The sequence below is a fragment of the Skermanella sp. genome (assembly GCF_059503625.1).
In genome coordinates this window covers 11,508-11,813 of the sequence record NZ_JCACHA010000692.1, presented here as the reverse complement: position 1 = coordinate 11,813, position 306 = coordinate 11,508, and the positions used below count along the sequence as shown (strand labels likewise).

Below are 306 nucleotides of genomic sequence, written 5' to 3'. Positions count from 1 at the left end.
TGCTTCTGATCTGTGGCCCGTAAGGGGCCGTCCATCTCGGTCACGGTCCTGTCCAGCCGTGCCGAATCAGGACGAGAATATGGTTTGGTTCCCGGAAGAACCAAGGAGCGCGGAGTATACTCGGCGCGCCCCTTGAGTCAACCGAAGTCTGTCTCGGAACCGTCACCGACGGTTCCTTTACTTACGCTTGGAGTAGCGCTTCGATCTGTTCGGTCACCACGTCGATGTCGGCCATGCCGTCCACCGTCTCAAGCACGCCCCGCTCCTTGTAGTAGGGAAGGATCGGCGCGGTCTGCTTGTGATAGG

Annotated in this window: 1 pseudogene; it reads right to left on the bottom strand. The window is 59.5% G+C overall.

The window, feature by feature from the left end:
• Positions 1–181: 181 nt before the first annotated feature.
• Positions 182–306, bottom strand: a pseudogene (locus AC5JJ6_RS22825) (adenylate kinase); the annotation flags it as partial.